This window comes from Citrobacter sp. Cb080 (assembly GCF_030334745.1).
Classification (GTDB): domain Bacteria; phylum Pseudomonadota; class Gammaproteobacteria; order Enterobacterales; family Enterobacteriaceae; genus Citrobacter; species Citrobacter braakii.
Window position 1 is genome coordinate 51,607 of the sequence record NZ_JAOWDG010000062.1, and the last position, 16,953, is coordinate 68,559.

General features: G+C 52.6%; 15 protein-coding genes. 6 read left to right on the top strand and 9 right to left on the bottom strand.

Going from position 1 to position 16,953, the window contains the following annotated elements; all coding sequences use genetic code 11:
- The first annotated feature begins 27 nt into the window (after positions 1-27).
- The 4 genes from yiaY to OGV38_RS10765 all read left to right on the top strand — a co-directional run bounded on the left by yiaY (position 28) and on the right by OGV38_RS10765 (position 4,460).
- A complete protein-coding gene (yiaY, locus tag OGV38_RS10750; RefSeq protein ID WP_137380157.1) occupies positions 28-1,179 on the top strand; it encodes an L-threonine dehydrogenase in 1,152 nt (383 codons plus the stop codon).
- A 92-nt stretch (positions 1,180-1,271) separates the two neighbouring features.
- Positions 1,272-2,810, top strand: a complete 1,539-nt coding sequence (gene aldB, locus OGV38_RS10755; protein WP_286473288.1) for an aldehyde dehydrogenase AldB — start codon at positions 1,272-1,274, stop codon at positions 2,808-2,810.
- 184 nt (positions 2,811-2,994) lie between these two features.
- The gene (locus OGV38_RS10760; protein WP_286473289.1) at positions 2,995-3,318 is read left to right on the top strand and encodes a DUF3302 domain-containing protein; all 324 of its coding nucleotides are present in this window, start codon (positions 2,995-2,997) and stop codon (positions 3,316-3,318) included.
- Positions 3,319-3,323: 5 nt separating this feature from the next.
- Positions 3,324-4,460, top strand: a complete 1,137-nt coding sequence (locus tag OGV38_RS10765) for an HlyD family secretion protein (protein WP_016154946.1) — start codon at positions 3,324-3,326, stop codon at positions 4,458-4,460.
- A gap of 48 nt (positions 4,461-4,508) precedes the next feature.
- Here the strand turns inward: OGV38_RS10765 and OGV38_RS10770 are convergent, their stop codons facing one another.
- Positions 4,509-5,462, bottom strand: a complete 954-nt coding sequence (locus OGV38_RS10770; protein WP_286473290.1) for a LysR family transcriptional regulator — start codon at positions 5,460-5,462, stop codon at positions 4,509-4,511.
- A gap of 119 nt (positions 5,463-5,581) precedes the next feature.
- Between OGV38_RS10770 and OGV38_RS10775 the strand changes: the two genes are divergently transcribed.
- A complete protein-coding gene (locus tag OGV38_RS10775; RefSeq protein WP_016154944.1) occupies positions 5,582-6,322 on the top strand; it encodes a MipA/OmpV family protein in 741 nt (246 codons plus the stop codon).
- A 95-nt stretch (positions 6,323-6,417) separates the two neighbouring features.
- On the opposite strand, the gene OGV38_RS10780 is transcribed toward OGV38_RS10775, so the two are convergent.
- The gene (locus OGV38_RS10780) at positions 6,418-8,370 is read right to left on the bottom strand and encodes a glycoside hydrolase family 127 protein (protein WP_049271757.1); all 1,953 of its coding nucleotides are present in this window, start codon (positions 8,368-8,370) and stop codon (positions 6,418-6,420) included.
- A gap of 10 nt (positions 8,371-8,380) precedes the next feature.
- Entirely contained in the window at positions 8,381-9,781 is a 1,401-nt protein-coding gene (locus OGV38_RS10785; RefSeq protein ID WP_047415834.1) for an MFS transporter, read from the bottom strand.
- A gap of 253 nt (positions 9,782-10,034) precedes the next feature.
- Between OGV38_RS10785 and OGV38_RS10790 the strand changes: the two genes are divergently transcribed.
- Positions 10,035-10,850 carry a helix-turn-helix domain-containing protein gene (locus OGV38_RS10790; RefSeq protein ID WP_047415836.1) on the top strand — a complete coding sequence of 272 codons (816 nt, stop codon included), beginning with the start codon at positions 10,035-10,037 and terminating at the stop codon, positions 10,848-10,850.
- A gap of 4 nt (positions 10,851-10,854) precedes the next feature.
- On the opposite strand, the gene araD is transcribed toward OGV38_RS10790, so the two are convergent.
- The 6 genes from araD to OGV38_RS10820 all read right to left on the bottom strand — a co-directional run bounded on the left by araD (position 10,855) and on the right by OGV38_RS10820 (position 16,943).
- Positions 10,855-11,550: an L-ribulose-5-phosphate 4-epimerase gene (gene araD, locus OGV38_RS10795; protein ID WP_049271758.1), complete on the bottom strand. Its 696-nt coding sequence runs from the start codon at positions 11,548-11,550 to the stop codon at positions 10,855-10,857.
- Entirely contained in the window at positions 11,544-12,404 is an 861-nt protein-coding gene (locus OGV38_RS10800) for an L-ribulose-5-phosphate 3-epimerase (protein ID WP_047415838.1), read from the bottom strand. Before OGV38_RS10800 ends, araD begins: the two co-directional genes overlap by 7 nt.
- Positions 12,397-13,059: a 3-keto-L-gulonate-6-phosphate decarboxylase UlaD gene (ulaD, locus tag OGV38_RS10805; RefSeq protein ID WP_075848133.1), complete on the bottom strand. Its 663-nt coding sequence runs from the start codon at positions 13,057-13,059 to the stop codon at positions 12,397-12,399. Before ulaD ends, OGV38_RS10800 begins: the two co-directional genes overlap by 8 nt.
- On the bottom strand, positions 13,059-14,561 hold the full coding sequence (locus OGV38_RS10810) for an FGGY-family carbohydrate kinase (RefSeq protein WP_075848032.1): 1,503 nt from the start codon (positions 14,559-14,561) through the stop codon (positions 13,059-13,061). The genes ulaD and OGV38_RS10810 overlap by 1 nt, the downstream gene beginning before the upstream one ends.
- A gap of 98 nt (positions 14,562-14,659) precedes the next feature.
- Positions 14,660-15,979 carry an MFS transporter gene (locus OGV38_RS10815; RefSeq protein ID WP_286473291.1) on the bottom strand — a complete coding sequence of 440 codons (1,320 nt, stop codon included), beginning with the start codon at positions 15,977-15,979 and terminating at the stop codon, positions 14,660-14,662.
- Positions 15,980-16,010: 31 nt separating this feature from the next.
- Positions 16,011-16,943 (bottom strand): DUF4862 family protein, encoded by a 933-nt coding sequence (locus OGV38_RS10820; protein WP_286473292.1) that lies wholly within the window; start codon positions 16,941-16,943, stop codon positions 16,011-16,013.
- Positions 16,944-16,953 lie beyond the last annotated feature (10 nt).

Genomic DNA, 16,953 nt, shown 5'->3' on the forward strand with positions numbered 1-16,953 from the left:
CTCTTTAGAGTAATTAAGGATCGTACAATGGCTGCTTCAACATTTTTTATTCCTTCCGTGAATGTAATCGGCGCTGATTCATTAAAAGAAGCAATGAATACAATGGCGGAATATGGTTTTCGTCGTACGCTGATTGTCACGGATGCCATGCTGACAAAATTAGGTATGGCTGGCGAGATTCAAAAAGCATTACAGGAACGTGATATTTTCAGCGTAATTTTCGACGGTACGCATCCTAATCCCACGACCAGTAACGTCGCTGCTGGCCTGCATATACTGAAAGAAAACGAATGTGATAGCGTTATTTCCCTCGGCGGCGGTTCTCCGCACGATTGTGCGAAGGGCATTGCGCTGGTGGCGGCTAACGGCGGCGATATTCGCGATTACGAAGGTGTGGACCGTTCTGCAAAACCACAGCTGCCGATGATCGCCATTAACACCACCGCGGGCACGGCATCTGAGATGACCCGTTTCTGCATCATTACCGATGAAGTACGCCACATAAAAATGGCGATTGTGGATAAGCACGTTACGCCGCTGCTGTCCGTTAATGACTCCTCGCTGATGGTCGGCATGCCGAAGTCCCTGACAGCGGCAACCGGTATGGATGCGCTGACCCACGCCATTGAAGCCTACGTGTCTATTGCTGCAACGCCGATTACCGATGCGTGCGCGTTGAAAGCGGTCACCATGATTGCGGAAAACCTGCCGGTCGCCGTTGCAGATGGCAGCAATGCTCAGGCGCGCGAAGCCATGGCTTACGCGCAGTTCCTCGCGGGCATGGCTTTTAACAACGCTTCTCTTGGTTATGTGCACGCAATGGCGCACCAGTTGGGTGGCTTCTACGATCTGCCGCACGGTGTATGTAACGCAGTGCTGCTGCCGCATGTGCAGGTCTTCAATAGCAAAGTGGCTGCCGCTCGCCTGCGTGATTGCGCTGCGGCAATGGGTGTGGACGTTGCTGGCTTGAGCGCAGAGCAAGGGGCGGAAGCCTGCATCACGGCGATCCGCGAACTAGCGCAGAAAGTGAATATCCCGGACGGTCTGCGTGAGTTGAACGTGAAGGAAGAGGATATTGCCGTACTGGCGACCAATGCCCTGAAAGATGCCTGCGGTTTCACTAACCCGATTCAGGCGACTCATGAAGAAATCATGGCGATTTATCGCGCTGCTATGTAATTCGTGATACCTGTCGTAAAGCAGTAAATGGCTGGCGAATAATTCGCCAGCCCCGTCTACCCTTGTAGTACCCCTACAGCAAGGAGACGGTCATGACCAATAACCCCCCTTCAACGCGTATTTATCCCGGCGAGTATGGTTACCCTCTGAAGTTAAAAGCCCGATACGATAACTTTATCGGCGGTGACTGGGTTGCCCCAGTGGACGGCGAGTATTACCAAAACCTGACGCCGGTAACCGGGCAATTACTGTGCGAAGTGGCCTCTTCCGGCAAAAAGGATATCGATCTGGCACTGGATGCCGCGCACAAAGTAAAAGACAAGTGGGCACAGACATCCGTGCAGGACAGGGCAGCGATACTGTTCAAAATCGCCGATCGTATGGAGCAAAATCTGGAACTGCTGGCGACGGCAGAAACCTGGGATAACGGTAAGCCCATCCGCGAAACCAGCGCGGCAGATGTTCCGCTGGCGATTGACCATTTCCGCTATTTCGCTTCCTGTATTCGTGCGCAGGAAGGGGGTATAAGCGAGGTTGATAGCGAGACCGTGGCTTATCACTTCCATGAACCTCTTGGCGTGGTAGGGCAAATTATCCCGTGGAACTTCCCGTTGCTGATGGCCAGCTGGAAGATGGCGCCCGCGCTGGCGGCGGGTAACTGCGTCGTGCTTAAACCCGCGCGCCTCACGCCGCTGTCCGTGCTGTTGCTGATGGAAGTCATCGGCGATCTGCTCCCGCCGGGCGTGGTGAACGTGGTAAACGGTGCGGGTGGGGAAATCGGTGAGTATCTGGCGACGTCTAAACGCATTGCGAAAGTGGCGTTTACCGGCTCAACGGAAGTTGGGCAGCAGATCATGCAATACGCCACGCAGAACATTATTCCCGTCACGCTGGAGCTGGGTGGGAAATCGCCCAATATCTTCTTCGCTGATGTGATGGATGAAGAGGATGCGTTTTTTGACAAAGCGCTGGAAGGTTTCGCGCTGTTTGCCTTCAATCAGGGTGAAGTGTGTACCTGTCCGAGCCGTGCGTTAGTACAGGAATCTATTTACGAACGTTTTATGGAAAGAGCTATTCGCCGGGTGGAGGGTATTCGCAGCGGCAACCCGTTAGACAGCGTGACGCAAATGGGTGCGCAGGTCTCGCATGGTCAACTGGAAACCATTTTGAATTACATCGATATTGGTAAGAAAGAAGGGGCTGATGTTCTCACCGGCGGGCGGCGCAAGCAACTGGATGGCGACTTAAAAGAAGGTTATTACCTCGAACCAACCATTCTGTTTGGCAAGAACAACATGCGGGTTTTCCAGGAAGAGATCTTCGGGCCCGTGCTGGCCGTCACGACCTTTAAAACCATGGAAGAGGCGCTGGAAATCGCCAATGACACCCAATATGGGCTTGGCGCTGGTGTCTGGAGCCGTAACGGAAATCTGGCGTACAAGATGGGCCGTGGGATTCAGGCGGGGCGTGTATGGACCAACTGTTACCATGCTTACCCGGCCCATGCGGCATTCGGTGGCTATAAGCAGTCGGGCATCGGGCGCGAGACGCATAAGATGATGCTCGAGCATTATCAGCAAACCAAATGTCTGCTGGTGAGCTACTCGGATAAACCGCTGGGACTATTTTAATTTCTCATCACTTATTGCCCGGTTTTGCGCCGGGCATATCTTTATTCTGCAGTTATATATAAACCCATATATCGTTATATAAATAAGACGATTGCATCCAATCTGGTCATTCCACTACTATTATCAACTCTATTGTGTAAATCAAATTGCAGCCGAATTTTTAATTTAAATCCCTGAGGCAAATATGTTCCTTAATTATTTTGCATTAGGAGTGCTTATTTTTGTATTCCTGGTCATTTTTTACGGGATTATTATTCTGCATGATATTCCCTATCTCATTGCAAAGAAACGTAACCATCCTCACGCTGACGCAATACATGTCGTAGGCTGGGTGAGTTTGTTTACCTTACATGTCATTTGGCCCTTTTTATGGATCTGGGCAACGCTTTATCGCCCGGAACGCGGGTGGGGTATGCAAAGCGCGGATTCTTCCCTGATCCAGTTGCAGGCCAGGGTTGCCGATCTGGAAAAGAAACTGGGTGAGGCGAAGACCTCTCCGGCGGAGTAATATCGATGGATTTATTGATCGTTCTGACCTATGTGGCGTGCGCATGGTCAATATTTAAGATTTTTAAAATTCCTGCCAATAAATGGACAGTACCCACTGCAGCATTGGGCGGTATATTCATTGTTTGCGGGCTTATATTACTGATGAATTATAACCATCCGTATACATTTAAGGCGCAAAAGGCAGTAATTTCTATTCCCGTAGTACCGCAGGTCACGGGGGTCGTGACGGAAGTGACGGATAAGAAGAATACGCTGATCAAAAAAGGTGAGGTACTGTTTAAACTTAATCCAGGACGTTACCAGGCACGAGTTGATCGCCTGAAAGCTGATATTGTCACTGCACAACATAAAGAGCAGGTGCTGGTGGCGCAGTTAGACGAAATGCAAGCCAACACGCAGCGGGCAAAGGCTACGCGTGACAAGCTAGCTAAAGATTACCAGCGCTATGCGCAGGGGAGTCAGGCGAAGGTCAATCCTTTTTCTGAACGCGATATCGATGCGGCGCGGCAAAACTATTTGGCGCAGGAAGCAGCGGTGAAATCCTCCGTTGCGGAACAACAGCAAATCCAGAGTCAGTTAGACAGCCTGGTGCAGGGTGAGAATTCGCAAATTGCCAGCCTGAAAGCGCAGTTAGCCGAAGCGGAGTTCAACCTGGACCAGACAGTGGTTCGCGCGCCCAGCGATGGTTACGTTACGCAGGTGCTGATGCGACCGGGAACCTATGCCGCCGCGCTGCCTATGCGTCCGGTGATGGTGTTTATTCCGGATCAAAAACGGCAAATTATCGCCCAGTTCCGGCAAAACTCGTTGCTGCGATTGGAGCCAGGCGATGAAGCTGAAGTGGTGTTTAACGCCCTGCCGGGTAAGGTTTTCAGCGGCAAACTGGCTGCCATCAGTCCGGCCGTACCGGGGGGGACATACCAGTCGAATGGGGCGCTGCAATCCTTAAATTCTACGCCTGGATCGGAAGGGGTGATCGCCACGATTGAGCTGAATGATAATGTGGATGTGAACGCTCTGCCTGATGGGATTTATGCGCAGGTCGCGGTTTATTCTGATCACTTCACCCATGTGTCAGTGATGCGTAAGGTTCTGCTGCGCATGACCAGTTGGGTGCATTATCTGTATCTCGATCACTAGGCGCAGGCTATTTTGCTTACCATTTTGAACCTGGTACCCTAATTTCGCTTACTCAGGCTGCTGTTCCAGCGCCTGAGTAAGTTGCTGGCGGATCTCTGCCAACATCTCATCAAGAATAAACTGTACCCGCCACGGCTGGTATTCACGTTTGCGGAAAATCACCACCAAATCCAGCCACCATTCATGTTGTTCTGAGAAACATGGAACCAGCGACCCGGATTCAACATCTTTTTGCACACTCGCATTTGGCGCAAAAACAATGCCCAGATGGTTACGTGCCAGCGCCAGTGCAGACTGTGTATTGTCGCAGACATAATTTCCGGTTACCCGATAATCGTGCATCTCCTTGCCTCCGGCAGAAGTGAAACGCCAGATATTAGCCTCATCTATCATCATGGAATCAATCAGGATACAGGAATGTTCTTTCAGTTCATCAGGGCTACTAATAGGATGTGCTTTGATATACTCAGGGCTGGCAAAAGCCGTCACCGCATATTTAGTAATGAAACTGGCAACCAGAGATTCATCTTTAGGATGCGCATAGGTGATTAAAATATCACAATCTTCAGGGAAGTCGACACCTTCAAAAAATGCCTTTCGTTCCAGGTTACATGTTTTAAGTGAGAGGCTAATTCCACCAATATCCTGAATTTTTGCGATCACATGTTGCGATAAATAAGCAATTATGCCCGTCGGAGCATATACGGTTACCCGGCCACGTTTTTCGTGCTTATAATCAGCAATGAAATTATTGAGCTGATCGTTTCTGTCCAACATGTCATTGATGTAAGGAAGCAGCGCTGTACCAAACGGTGTGAGGGTGAGCTGTCGAGTGGTGCGATCAAATACCTTTAGTCCAACTTTGGATTCAAAATCAGCAAGATACTTACTAACGTTGGCTTGTGCGATGCCGAGAACCGTAGCGGCATGACTGATGTTTTCACTGGCAGCAATTACCGAAATAATCTTCAGTTCCCGGTGTTTGAGTTGTAATTTGTTCATTGCCAAACCCAATATATATGTTTGTATATATTACTATATAAATATGAATCTTGCACCGATGAAATTGTAAGCATTATTATGCACGCGTTTTGTATCTTATTTTAAAATGGAATGTGGGCATGTTAATTAAACGCAATATTGTGGCGCTATTCGCCTTTTCATTTATGGCGAGCGCAACTGCCGCAGAATTTTCTATTGGCGGCGGCGCTGTATATAACGAATCTCCTTATCGTGGATATAATGATAACGTTCACGCAGTACCGCTTGTCAGTTATGAAAGTGAATCATTTTATTTTAGGCAAACAACGTTAGGTTATATTCTTTCAAAAAATGAAAGTAATGAATTTAGCATTACTGCCTCGTACATGCCGCTTGAGTTTGATCCGGGTGATAACGACGATCAAGCGATGAAGCAACTGAACAAGCGTGACGCAACCGCGATGGCGGGTGCTGCATGGTATCACCATGAGAAATGGGGCAGCGTGAAAGTCTCCGCAGCAGCGGATGTGCTGGACAACAGCAACGGTTGGGTTGGCGAAATGTCTCTGTTTCGCCAAATGCCGATGGGCAAGCTGACGCTGACGCCGGCGATTGGCGTGCTCTACTATGACGAAAACTTCAACGAATATTACTACGGCATCTCTGGCAATGAATCCCGCCGTAGTGGGTTATCAAGCTACTCCCCTGGCGATAGCTGGACACCGTATGTTGGTCTGTCCGCTAAATACGCATTGACCAGCAATCTGACGCTGCTGGCCAGCGCCAACTATAGTGCGCTGCCAGATGATATTAAAAATAGCCCGATGGTTGACCGTGATGACAGCTTTACCTTTATGTCCGGTCTGACCTGGCGTTTCTGATTCTCACCCGTTTGTCCTCAGGGAGGAGGGCAATCTTTTCAATGTGATAGACCGGATAAGACCCGAAGCATCGTCATCCGGCATACCTTCAGTTACTACTCGTTTACCCAGATACGCATTTCGCCTTCACCACGGTTCGCCCAGCTAAACCACGGAATAAACGTCAGGGTATGTGACTGGCGCGTAGTCGGTGAAACATCGTAGTGCCACAAGGATTGCTGTGTCGCGTCATCGCTACTTTGCTTCACGCCTTCAGCCTGAATTAACTGTTTATGGCTGAACAGCCCCTTACCCTCGAATACCCTGAATTCACTCTCTTTTGGCAGCCACAAATTATGTAGCTCCTCACCGTTGTCGGCCTGCTCCAGGCAATACACCAGCGGCCCTCGTTGAATGGCGACCTTACCGGCAACATGACGCACCAGTGGATTTCCGTACACCCGACGCACTGGCATCGGCAGAGTCAGACTCAGCGTATCTCCCTCCTGCCAGATTCGGCTGATGTGCAAATAGCCTTTGCGAATATCCTGCTCAACCGGCTGACCATTCAGTAAAACCTGCGGCGCGGAGCACCAGTCTGGCAGGCGCAGGGCCAGAGTGTGATATACCGATTGCGGCGATTCGATGGCGATTTTTACCTGCTCATGCCATGGATAATCTCCGCTAATGCGCAGTTTGAGCGAGCCATCTGCAATGGGGACTTCCATGCTATTGCCCACGTACATATTGATATACAGCGCGTCCTGACGTGGCGTGTAGATGTAATGGCCAATTGAGGTTAACACGCGGGCGATATTTGGCGGACAGCAGGCGCAGCCGAACCAGCGTTGGCGAACGGGCTTTACGTGGTCGTAAATATGATTGAATTTTAATGAGTTAGGATGTACTTCCAGTGGGTTTACGTAGAAAAAGTGTTTACCGTCCAGCGCCATGCCGCCAAGTACGGTGTTATACAGGGCGCGCTCCATTACGTCGGCATACTGGCTGTCGGCCTCCATTTCCAGCATTCTGCGGGCGAACATCATCAGTCCGATTGAAGCGCAGCTTTCCGCGTACACGGAGTCGTTGGGCAGATCGTAATCGCTGCTAAACGCCTCACCGCTGCTTTGAGAGCCGATCCCGCCGGTAATGTACAACTGACGCTGGACCATGTTTTTCCACAGACGCAGGCAATCCTGACGTTTGCCTTCGTCCCGGCTTAAGCGCGCCAGGTGCGCCACGCCGGTCATCAGATAAACAAAACGTACTGCATGACCGATCGCCGTTTGCTGTTCTGAAATGGGCTGATGTGCCTGGCTATAGGGTTTATCCTTCACCATCCATGCTGGGCCGTAAGTATGCCAGTAAGAGGTTTGGCCGCGCTTTTCATACTCTTCGTCATAGAAATGGGGCTGTGCGCCGCGCTGCTCAACAAAGTAATTTACCAGCGTCATATAGCGAGGTTGCTGGGTCACTTCGAACAAGCGCATTAAGGCCAGCTCGATTTCCGGGTGTCCGGGGTAGCCACGCAGTTGATTCTCTCCGAGACCAAACACGCTGTCGATGTGATCCGCCAGGCGGCACACCACCTCTAACAGACGACGCTTACCCGTCGCCTGGAAAAATGCGACGCCCGCTTCAATTAAATGACCGGCGCAGTACAGTTCATGGCATTCCGCGAGGTTGGTCCAGCGTTCATCCGGGGCTTTTACCGTAAAGTAAGTATTGAGATAGCCATCTTCACACTGTGCCGCAGCCACCAGTTCAATGACCTCATCAGCGGTTTTCTCAAGTTCCGCATCGGGTTTCTGGCACAGCGACCAGGCAACGGCCTCCAGCCATTTCGCTACATCGCTATCCTGAAAAACCATGCCGTAAAACTCGCCATCCTGCAGCCCTGCGGCGATGCGGAAGTTCTCTATCGCATGGCTTGGTTCCGCCTCTGCAATGCGGTCATTGAGCGCATCCCACTGGTAGGGGAGCACCACATCACGCACCAACTGCTGATATTGTCCGAGAAACGGATCGCTGACCGTGAGCTTGTGCAGGTCGACTTCCAGTACGTTCATTTCATGCTCCTTAAGGCTGTACATGACGCTGACGCAGATCGGTGGCAATGCGCGACATCATCGGGTTATTGAGTTTACAAATGCGGATAGACAGCGCCAGCAGCAGGTGGAACAGCGCGGGCAGCAGCGTTTCCATCGCCGTAATCCCTTGCAGCGAACTGGCGGTTTGGTTGCCAGCGCCTGGCTGATAGGCGACAAAAATAAACAACAGGCTGATGATCCCCGCGCTTGAGGCCCAGGCCAGCTTGATGAAAAACAGGTTGAAGGCGAAATTCATGCCGGAGGAACGCACGCCGGTTTTCCACTCGCCGTAATCGTCGGCAAAGGCCATCAGCGAGAAGTGCAGCGGCAGCGTGAAGCCTAAAATAATGCCGTTGCCGAGAATAACCGCCAGCCATAATGTCTGATAAGCCGAACCGGTCGGCAGGAACCACATCATCACTGCCAGGGCTGCCAGCACCACGTTGGTGTAGTAATAGAGTTTGACGGTATCAATGCGGCGGGTCAGCGGGCTGACAACCACTGAACCGATGATGGACGCGAAGGTGACCATGGTGAAAAACAGCGACGTGTAAGCGGTGCTGCCCTCCAGCACGTAGGTAATGAAGTACATGTACCCGCCGCCGCGAATATTGAAGACGTTAATCAGCAGGAAAGACATCACCAGCATCAGCAGCAACTGGTCATTTTTGCGCAGCCCGCCAATGTGTTCGCGCAGGGTAAATTTTCCCATCATCGCCAGCGGCACACGCTCGCGAACCCAGAAGAAACAGCACAGGAACATCACCACTGCGATGGCGCACAGGATGCCCACGCCGAACTGATAACCCTGCGCGGCGTTGCCCTGACCCAGAATATCCACCATCCACGGCAGGCCGACGGAGACAAGGAATCCCGCCACGCCGCACAACACAAAGCGCCAGGACTGGCAGGCGATCACTTCATTGTGGCGGGTGGTCATGGTGTTGATCAACGCACAGTACGGCACGTTAATGGCGGTATAGCCGACGGAGAGCAACAGATAGGTGCCGAATGCCCAGGCGATTTTTACGCTCATGCTGGCGTCAGGGACGGTAAACGTGAGTACGCCAATGATGCCAATGGGAATTGCCACCCACAGCTGCCATGGGCGAAAACGCCCCCAGCGGCTTTGCGTGCGGTCGGCAAGTATGCCCATTATCGGATCGGAAATAGCATCAAATACGCGCAGGGCAATAAACAATGTGCCGACCAGCGCGGGCGTTAACCCGAAGACATCGGTGTAGAAAAATGTCAGAAAGTTCATGATCAGACAGGTAATTACCGTCCCGCCTGCATCGCCCAGGCCGTAGCCAATTTTTTCACGCAGGGATAATTTGTCGTCCTGGGCACGCTGTGCCAAATCAGATGTCGTAATCGGAGCCGAAGTCATAAATAACTCCCGGAGAGGATTTTCAGAAAGTACCCCGCTACGTTGCGGGTTATTTGTTTGTAATTTGCAAAGTACGTTATTTATTCTGCACGAAATGTTAGGGTCAACAAGGGAAGAGAAAAGTATAAAAAGATGACAATTCCGACTTCATTATAAAAATGTGATTTCGATCCAGCGAAAAGCAGTTTTATCGTGAATAATCAATGATAAAGAGTAGTTTAAATAATGCAAAAAAGCGGGAATTTGAATATATATGCTCGAATTATCCATGTCTCTTCCGATTAAAGTGCAAAATGGTGGGCTATTTATTTCCCGAGGCGTGGGAAGCCATCCGGCGCGGCAATTGCAATCCTGGGAAATCATCTTTGTCGAAAAAGGGACATTAACGATTCGCGAAGGCCAGACCGTTTTTTGTGTGAATGCTGGAGAAAGTTTGTTGCTATGGCCGCAGCGTTTGCATATTGGTGTGGGACAATTTCCGGCTGATTTGAAATTTTACTGGTTGCACTTTGAGGTGACAGCAGAAAACGATGCTTCACTTACAGAACCGTTGCTTGCGATTCCTCAGCATGCCCGGGTTAGCGAGCCACAATATATTATTTCGCTGTTTCGGCAGTTCTTACGCGAGCAGGAAAATATTCATCGCAGCGTTGCGTTGGAACTGATCCTACTGCTGATTTTGCAGCAAATCTCCGCGGCGGCTAGCGAGCAACCCGCAGATAGCCCCGGTAATGCGCTGGCATGGAAAGCGCAACAAATAATCCACACCCAGTTCCACCTGCCGATTAGTGCTTCAACTCTGGCGAAAGAGCTGCATTGCAATGCGGATTATCTGGGGCGTGTATTCCGTAGCGCTTTCAGGCTGACGCTAACTGAAGCATTGCATCGCCAGCGGGTAAGAGCGGCAGAAAAACTGTTGATCAGTGGCTCGCTGTCGCTTACCGAAGTGGCGATAAAATGTGGATTTAATGATGTGGGTTACTTTCGCAAAATCTTTCGCAAGCATACCAGCCTGACACCCGCAGCGTGGAAACGGCGCTATTGCAAAGAGCATATTAATAGCGCCTGACCCGTTACTGCCCGTAATACGCGTTCACACCGTGTTTGCGCAGATAGTGTTTATCCAGCAACTCCGACTGCATATCCGGCAACTGAGGGGCTAACTGGCGCGAGAACAGCCCCATATAGGCGCACTCTTCGAGCACCACGGCGTTATGTACGGCGTCTGCGGCATCTTTACCCCAGGCGAACGGACCGTGTGAATGCACTAATACCGCCGGAACATGCAGCGGATTAAGATCGCGTTGCTCAAAGGTCTGAATAATGACCTCACCGGTTTGATATTCATATTCGCCGTTAATCTCCTCAACGGTCATCAGACGAGTACACGGAATAGAACCATAGAAATAATCGGCATGTGTGGTACCCCATGCCGGGAGATCAAGACCCGCCTGTGACCAGATCGTCGCGTGGCGTGAATGGGTGTGGACGATCCCACCGATTTCAGGGTAGCGACGGTACAGCGCCAGATGGGTTGGCGTGTCTGAGGAGGGTTTTTTACTACCTTCAACCACATTGCCGCTGGCAATATCCACCACCACCATATCGTCGGCGGCCATCACGTCATATTCCACGCCGGACGGCTTAATCACCATCAGCTTACGCGTTTCATCCACCGCGCTGACGTTACCCCAGGTAAAGGTGACTAAACCATGAGCCGGAAGCGCCAGATTGGCCGCCAGCACCTCGGCCTTCAGTTGTTCTAACATGGAAATCCTCCTTCCTGCATACGTGCTTCTATCCAGCGTCGCGCCTGGATAATTTCCAGTACCGGCTCATTCGCTTTTTCAGTCCACATTTCAATCAGAAACGATCCGCGATAGTTCAGCTCATGCAGCGTTTTGAAGATACCGACAAAGTCCACGCACCCTTCGCCAAAAGGCACATCGCGAAACTGGCCCGGATGGGTTTCGGTTACCGGTAGCGTGTCTTTCAGGTGGATAGCGGCGATACGGTCGATGCCCAGCGTCAATTCGGCAGTGACGTCATTTCCCCAGGCGCTGAGATTGCCTACGTCCGGATAGACGGTGAACCACGGCGATGACAGCATTTCGTCCCACTTTTTCCACTTGCTAATCGAGTTCATAAAAGCGGTATCCATAATTTCTACCGCCAGCATGACCTGCGCGGCGGCGGCTTGCTCGACTGCCCATGCCAGCCCTTCGGCAAAGCGCTGCTGCGTACCTTCGTCATGTTCCTCGTAATAGACGTCGTAACCTGCCAGTTGAATGGTGCGAATACCGAGATCGCGCGCCAGACGAATGGCTTTGGTCATGATGTCGCGCGCCCGAACGCGGACTGATTCATCGCGGCTGCCAAAGGGAAAACGGCGGTGGGCGGACAGGCACATTGAGGGGATTGCCACGCCGGTTTCCAGCATCGCGCTCACCAGCGATGCGCGCTGAGCGGGGCTCCAGTCGAGACGCGACAGACGTTCATCGGTTTCATCCACCGACATCTCGACGAAATCAAAACCGCAGCTTTTCGCCAGCACCAAACGCTCCGGCCAGGAGAGGTCTTTCGCCAGCGCTTTTTCATAGATACCTAACGGATGATTACGCATACTGTGCTCCCCAGATGGCGTCGATTTGCGCATGGAATTCAGCGGCAACCTGCGTTGGGTTTTGCGCCCCAGCCAGCGCGCGTCCGGCGATAAAGGCTTTGACGTTGATATCGCGAAACAGCGGCAGGTCGGCGGGCGTAATCCCGCCGGTAATTGACAACTCCAGACCGATATCGGAAAGCGCTTTCATGCGCGCCAGATCAGCTTCTCCCCACTGTTGCCCGCTGGCCTGGGCATCGCGCCCACGATGGTAAATCGCCTGGCGAACCCCAACGCGATACCAGTCACGGGCGTCATCCAGCGTCCAGTTGCCGAACAGTTCCATCTGAATTTCGCCGCCGCAGGACTGCGCGACGCCATGGCCTTTCTCTACTGTCGCCAGCGGCGCAGCGCAGATGATGGTCATCCAGTTAGCGCCAGCGCCAAACGCTTGCTGTGCAAGGGTTTCGCCCGCATCGGCTACCTTCCAGTCGGCGACGATGATTTTATTTGGGCACTGGGTGCGCAGCGCTTTGACGGCGCTAAGGCCTTCGGTCAAGCAGAGAATCGTTCCCGCTTCAACGATATCGACACTTTCTTGTAGCAGTGCGACATCGCGCTGGGCTGCCTGCAGGTTGGTGTGGTCGAGCGCCAGTTGCAGTAATGGTCGACTCATCATTCATGCTCCTTAATGCGGGCGTGATAGCCCTGTAGTGCGGTAATTAAATCTATGTATTGGCGATATTTACGCTGGTAGCTCGCATGCGCCGCTGCGTCTGGCAGCAGCGTGCGCACTGGGTGCTGTAAGCTGCGCTGCGCGTCGCTGAAATTGTGATAAACGCCGGTGCCTACGCGGGCGGCGAGCGCTGCGCCAAAGCAGCCGGTCTCTTCAATCTGCGGCAGCTCGATACGTAAGCCGCTGACGTCTGCCAGCATTTGCATCCAGATGTCGGAGTGCGCCGGACCTCCGGTGACGCGCAGGGTATGTGCTTGCGTAAAACGTTCACGCATGCGGTTCAGGTGGGTCATGTGGCTGAAAACCACGCCTTCGTAGATGGCCTGTAATAAGTGGGCGCGAGTGTGTATAGCCTGCATGCCATAAAAGCCGCTGGTCATCTCCAGCCCGGCGTTACTGCCGTACAAAAAGGGCAGGAAGAAAAGCGCGCTACCGGCTTTCGGTAAACTGGCGACGGCCTGATTGATCTCATCAAAAGAGAGTTCGCCCCACTGAGCGGTAAACCATTCCAGATTGCCGGAGGAGGTCGGACTGGCTTCATGAACGATGTACTGCCCGTCATTCACATAGCGGCCATAAACATAGGGATGAGGCTCGTGGTCGCGCAGCCTGTGAGCGATCCCGCTGGTGACAGCCCACGTTCCCATCACCGCGTTAAGGGTGTGCTCATCTTCGATACCGGCGCAGAGTGCGGTGGAAACCACATCAAACAGGCCGCCGACGACGGGCGTACCCGCCGCCAGACCGGTGATGGCGGCTGTCTGAGCGGTGATTTCCCCGCATATTTCTGCTGACCCCACGATGGGGGGCAGGGCATGGTCGATTTCACTGATACCCAGCCACTGAGTCAGCCTCGGGTCGTACTGACCCGTGGTCATGTTGTAGAGGTTCGACTCGGAGATATTGCTCTCTTCGCAGCCTTTGACGCCGGTTAAGCACCAGCGCAGGTAGTCATGACCCATCATGACGCTACCAATTTGCGCGTAGCGCTGAGGGGTGTTCTCTTTCACCCAGCGCAGGAGCGATGCCGGATGCCCGGTCCACAATGTCTGGCGGGTGACCGGGTAGAGCTGCTCAGGGATCCCATCCTGCTGCCAGCGCTGTACGATGTCCATCGCACGTCGGTCAGAAGAGAGAATGGCATTACCTAGCGGCTTATCTTGCTTATCAAGTAGGAACAGGCCTTTGCCCTGAGCGGATATACCGACACCTTTGATTTGCTCGCCGCAGACACCTGTACGCTTTAACAGCCCGGCAATGGTCGCGACGCACTGTTGCCACAGTTGATGCATATCGCGTTCGGCGTACCCGGGTAATGGCGATATTGTCTGCAGCGATTGCCGGTTAATTCCCTGCTCATGACCTTTGGCATCATACAAACCCGCTTTCAGATAGGTCCCGCCGCAATCAATACCCAGCCAGAAGGTCGCTTTCTCACTCATCTTTGTTATCTCATTTTTGCCGGATGGCGCTACGCTTATCCGGCCTACGACGGTTGCTACCTGTAGGCCCGGTAAGCGAAGCGCCACCGGGCATTGTTTTAAGCTGTACGTTTATGTGGATTCAGCGTCTTTAGCGGCGCGGCGCCGGCATCGCATTTCGCTGGCAGCAGCAGGGCCATCAGCGCGGCCAGAGCCAGTGAAATTGCCAGGCAGTAAACGCCCGCATCTTTGCTGTACAGGGTGATGAGTACGCCGACCGCGTAAGGACCGCAAAAGCCACCGAGGTTGCCGAGAGCGTTGATGACCCCACGTGCGCCACCGGCCATTTCCGCGCTGAACAAACGCGCCGGAATAGTCCAGAACACGCCCGCAGCCGATTGCAGGAAGAATCCGCAGCCGACCAGCGCGGCATAAGCCAGCCAGACGTTATTTTTCAGCGCCACAGAGAGGAACATGCACAGGGCAAAGCCAGTCAGCGGCAGGCAGACGAACAGCTTGCGTTTACCGGTGCGGTCAGAGAGAGAAGAGAACAGGAACATCCCGGCAATTGCGCCGACGTAAGGCAGAATGGCGAGCATGCCGACCTGCCCCATGCTGCTGTGAGTCAACTCTTTGAGAATGGTCGGCAGCCACAGGGTGTAACCGTAAATCCCGGTCTGATAGAAGAAGTTCAGCGCGATTAGCTGCCATATGGTTTTATCGGAAAGTACTGCGCCCAGAGAGGCATTTTTGACTTCGGTTCCGGCAATGGCTTTTTGCTCGGCGGCCAGCGTTTCCACCAGGTAATTTTTCTCGGCGTCAGAGATCCAGCGCGCTTCCTGCGGACGGTCGTAAACGGTATAGGCCCACAGCACCAGGACGACGACAGACAGTAAACCTTCAATGATAAACAGCCAGCGCCAGTCGAGCACGGTGATGATCCAACCCGAGAGCGGGGCGGTAATGATCCCGGCAATCGGCACAAACATAATCACAATCGCATTGGCGCGACCGCGTTCGGCATCGGGGAACCAATTACTGATCATCGTCAGCACGACCGGCAGCATGCCGCCTTCGGCAACGCCGAGTAAGAAGCGCAAAACCAGCAGTTGATACTGATTCGTGATCAACCCCGTCAAAACGGAAATGACCGCCCAGGCAACCAACGACCAGCCGATAAATTTCTTGCCGCTGCCGTGTACGGCAATTTTTCCGCCGGGAACCTGTAAAAACAGATAGCCGATAAAGAAAATACCACCGGCCAGACCGGCCATGGTGGCGGAAATACCTAATTCCTCATCCATTCCGCCGGGCATCGCGAATGCGATATTGACGCGGTCCATATAAGAAATAATACAGGCGATGAGAATAGGTGGAATAATCCGTAGCCAGCGCTGACGGGGTATATCTTGAAGTGTAGGGCGAGAGGTCATGTTCATATTAATATTCTCGTAGAGTAGTATTTTATTTTTATAGTTTTGCTTTATTTAATGCGGCGATACCGTCGCGCAATATTGCTACACGATGAGCCACATCTGCATTGGCATTTATTTCCAGTAATTTAATGCCGGCAAATTGCAATGGCTCGGTTCCTGCGCAGGCGAATAATTCGCGGGCATGCTCTGTGGTCATCAAACCTTCTGGACAGAAAGGGGCAAACGGTGCGTGTAAGTCCTGCCACTCGCCGTATTCCCCCGCAAGCGTGGTACCGGAAAACATCAGTGCGCCCAGTTTTCCAGCCCGTTTGGCCTGCTGCGTGTGGGTCAGCGGTAGGGTGAGGTTCCGTCCTTCAATGGCCGAGCGCGCCCAGTTAATGCACACGCTGATGTCATACCCGGCAATGACCTCCAGCACGTTTTCCAACGGCAGAAAACCTTTGCGCGGCGCAATACCGGTCATGGCATCACAATGTTCCAGCACCAGATCGCAGGACCAGTCCCAATTGGCTATCTCTTTAAGCGAACGGGCGAATGCGTCGGTGGCCTGCGCAACATCTGGATTGCAGGCACAGGGTGCGGCATGCAGCTCCAGCGCGATTACTTTTCCGGCGTGGGCCGCATTGATATGGTTGATTTTCTGCTGCAGATGGCGGTAATACGCCACGCAGGCTTTACGTTGTTCTTCGTCGCTGGAAGCCAGCCCAAAAGCGCTGTTTGCGCCACGACGGCGCATGGTTTCCATTATAGCTGTGACCACGATTTGCCAGTCGCCCGGTGTATGACGTAATAACCATTCGTCGCCTAACGGGTGAAGATGTTCAAGGCAGGGCTGCTCCAGTCCGCGAATATCCGGGGTATCGGCGAGTTGTCGCCAGAAATCCTTCTCTTCCTCTTCACTCTTTTGGTGAAATGAGGGTGCACAGGGGTACGCACCGATAATATAACCGGCATTATTAACGCTCATGTTGTGCTCC